This window comes from Ferruginibacter sp. (assembly GCF_031430955.1).
GTDB lineage: Bacteria > Bacteroidota > Bacteroidia > Chitinophagales > Chitinophagaceae > Ferruginibacter.
Genome location: NZ_JANPCM010000395.1, coordinates 1 through 3,877, shown reverse-complemented (window position 1 = coordinate 3,877; position 3,877 = coordinate 1). Strand labels below are relative to the sequence as shown.

Sequence of the window (3,877 nt, the reverse complement as noted above, 5' to 3'; positions counted from 1 at the left end):
TTGTCGAAGCCGGGTTTTGCTTAAGTATAGGGCTTTTAAAGTTGCACCGCCTTCCACAAGCTCAGGCTGACAGCATCTGTATTCAGAGTTTTGATATTTATAGTTCCTGAAAATGAAAAAAATAATTACCATATCATTAGCCTTACTGTTATTTTTTTCCTGTGCAAGAAAATACAGCATCAGTTCTGTATTTCGCAAAGGTGTACCTGCCGATATGCAGCAATGGAAATTAGACAGCACTTATCATATGTACATACGGGAAGTTTTTTTAGACACCGCCAACCCCGGCGATAAATCGGTAAAAAACAATAATGAAACTTTTAGCACTTCAGATAAATTGATTGAGATAGAATATTTACTATTCTCACAACAAAGTGGCAGGGCAGTTTATATTGCCACCATACCCGATAAATATTTGAGCTACTATGCAAAAAAAGGAAAGTATCTGCCAAGGCAATATTTAAATGCTTACGATTTCAGTACTTTTCGTTTTGGAAAAAAAACAGACAACGAAGACGAAATTTTTTTTGCAAATGCCAAACACAGCGATACCTGGAAATATAGAATAGAAGACGACAGCGTATTGCATGTACACGAAGTGGTAGAACGCATTAACGGCGATGCCAACGTATATTTAGTAGATGAAGCTTTAAGCCGCAAAGCAAGTTTTATAAAATTAGCAAATTATAAAATTGCGTTTAGAAATATGGATAAAGAACGCAAACTTGAAAAGAAAAAAAGAGGCAGAAAGCCCGATGAAAGGTTTAGTAAAGACAGTATTATTTATTACCGGAATGATGGCGGTAAATACAGCATTTATTTCAGGTTTAATAAAAGCCTGCCAAAAAACTATAAAGATTCCACCATTAGTTTTGGCAATAACAGGCTGGTAAATGCACCTTTTTAATAGGGTGAACGGTGAATTGTCAATGGTCAATTCGATCACATTCAATTCCATAAAATCAGTACTTAAAACTTATCATTAAAAATTGTTACTTGAGTTTTGTGCTTTTACCGTGGCCCATTTTACTTAATTTCTGATGTTTAAACGCTTACAATTGATTAATTATCCTGCCGGGTAACTGTTTTGAGTAAATCTTTTCAGTTACTGAATCTGCAACAGGCTCAATTCATATTTTGGGCAACTGTTTCTTGATAGGGAATAAAAATTTTCAGGTTGAAGCATCCTATTTGTATTGTTACACGTATATAGGTTTATTGAAGCTTTTTTCCTACTTTTAAGAATACAAATTATTTATGTGCTGAATTTTAAAACCCTTTACAGTAAACTGTGGTATGGTTTTGCAAAGCAAATTTTGTTTGCCGGCATTTTAATTTCAGCGAATCTTTCTTCTGCAGCACAATCATGTCCTTATAATATCGATTTTGAACAGGCGTCTTTTACAGGCTGGACCTGTTACACCGGCGGTGTGGCAGCGGTAGGTGGGCAAAATGTAATCTCTTTAACTCCTTCCGGACCATCATCAGGGCGCCATGAAATCATGTCTTCATTTCCCGGAAATGGATTAGATCCTTACGGAAACTTTCCGGTAAACTGCCCTAACGGTAGCGGGCACTCCATTAAATTAGGCAATACAAGCGGCGGCGCCGAGGCAGAAGGTATCTCTTATGAGTTTACCATTCCTGCAGGGGAAAATGAATACAATTTAATTTATCATTATGCGGTAGTTTTTCAAGATCCTAATCACCAGCAGTATGAGCAACCCCGGATGGAAATAGAAATTACAAACGTAACAGACAGTAAAGTAATTACCTGTTCTTCTTTTGCTTTTTTTCCTTTTGGTACCCCTTTGCCTGGGTTCGAATTATCATCCAACCCGGGTGGTACCACGCCAGTTTATTATAAAAACTGGTCGGCTGTTTCTATAAATTTAGATGGCAATGCCGGTAAAACGATCCGCCTGTTTTTTAAAACCGCCGATTGTACTTTTCGCAGGCATTTTGGTTATGCCTATATTGATGTAAACTCCGAGTGCAGCGGCAGGTTTGAAGGGGCTTCTTTTTGTCCCGATGATTCCTCTGTTAATGTAATTGCACCTTACGGATATCAAAGTTATACCTGGTACAACAGTAATTTTTCACAGGTATTGGGCAATCAGCAATCACTTACATTTACACCTCCACCACCAACAACTACAACCGTTGCAGTGGTACTTGTGCCTTATAACGGTTACGGTTGTTTAGATACTTTATATACAGAAGTAATTGATAATTTAGTAGTAATTGCCAATGCCGGAAGAGATACCGTTTCCTGTAATCATTCGCCTGTACAAATTGGGTCGCAGGCTAAGTTAGGCGTACGGTATCAATGGTTTCCAACAGCAGGTTTATCAAATCCTGATATTGCAAACCCCATAGCTACACCCAATGTAACAACAAAATATGTGGTTACTGCCAGAAGCAATGGCGGCGGTTGCCTTGAAACAGATACGGTACTTGTAAAAGCTGCACTGGTAAATGATAAAATACAATTATCAGGCAAGCCCAATTATTGTATTGGCAGCGGCGATAGTGCTGTGCTGGTGGTATCGCCTGCGGATAGTGTACAATGGTATAAAAATAATATTGCAATACCCGGTGCCAATGATACCGTTTACAGGGTTACACAAACGGGCTCGTATTACGCTGTTTTATTTGGTGGCTTTGGCTGCTCATTAAAAACGGTTGCACAACAAATAACTATTACATCAATACCTGTTTCATCGTTTTCTGTTAATAAACCTGATCAATGTCTTTTTGGTAACCGGTTTGTTTTTACAAATAACAGCACCAACGCAGTGGGTGCCATGGAGTACAGATGGATATTTGGTGATGGCACAGAAGCTACCACAAGAGATATAACTTACAGTTATAAAACAGCTGGTGTATTTAATGTAAAATTAATTGTGAGCAGTAATACTATTTGTGCCGACAGTACAATGTTTACGGTTACTGTTTATCAAAATGCAGTTGCTGCATTTAGTACCGAACCAACCTGTATTAATCTGCCGGCTAAAATTACCAATGCTATATTTGATACATTGGGTTCCCCCATAACTTATTTATGGACGTTTGGTAACGGCCAAACCTCATCGTTACGTAACCCGCCACCACAAGCTTACGCAGCTGCTGGAAATTATAATATCAACTTATCGGTTAGTACAGCACAGTGCCCTTTTCCTGTGCACAACACAAAACATATTTTGATTGTTGAAAAACCAAAACCGAGTATCACTTATCCTTTAGATTATGCAGTAATTAATTTACCACTCGATTTAAATGCCCGGCAAATTGGCGAAACAGTTTTATGGAGGCCCGCCATTAATTTAGATAATGCCAGAAGTTTTAATCCGGTATTTAAAGGCAGTACAGAACAACTGTATGCTGTTGATATAACTACCAAAAGCGGTTGTGTAACTACCGACAGCCAGATGGTTAAATTAGTTAAGGGTATAGAAGTTTATGTACCCAATGCATTTTCGCCTAATGCTGATGGGAAGAATGATGTGCTGCGGCCGGTAATGTTCGGCATAAAACAAATGCGTTACTTTAGAATTTTCAACCGCTGGGGACAACTATTTTATCAAACACAAACCACCAAAGAAGGATGGGATGGTACTTTTAAAAACGCCAGGCAGGAAATGCAAACTATTGTATGGATGTTTGAAGGCATAGGTGTTGATGGAAAAATTTATAACAAGAAGGGAACGAGTGTGCTGCTGCGGTAATTTATTCCTTTTAATTTTCATCATTAATCTACCGCTAATCTTTATTATTTACTGCTGATATTTTTTTACACCTGCAAATGCATATTTGTGTTTATTATTGAGGCGTAAATGGTAAACCATATGCTGTCTGCTTTTAACTCTCAAAAATT

2 protein-coding genes are annotated in these 3,877 nt (G+C 38.0%); both read left to right on the top strand.

The features are described 5' to 3' along the window. The first annotated feature begins 112 nt into the window (after positions 1-112). Complete coding sequence (locus ACY65O_RS11150; RefSeq protein ID WP_462220936.1) at positions 113-907, top strand: hypothetical protein; 795 nt, start codon at positions 113-115, stop codon at positions 905-907. Positions 908-1,259: 352 nt separating this feature from the next. Next, the gene (locus ACY65O_RS11145; protein WP_462220935.1) at positions 1,260-3,728 is read left to right on the top strand and encodes a PKD domain-containing protein; all 2,469 of its coding nucleotides are present in this window, start codon (positions 1,260-1,262) and stop codon (positions 3,726-3,728) included. The last annotated feature ends 149 nt before the right edge of the window (positions 3,729-3,877 follow it).

Bases quoted from the DNA above. Each gene is read 5' to 3' on its own strand.
- ACY65O_RS11150 (WP_462220936.1), top strand. From the start codon at position 113: ATGAAAAAAATAATTACCATATCATTAGCCTTACTGTTATTTTTTTCC.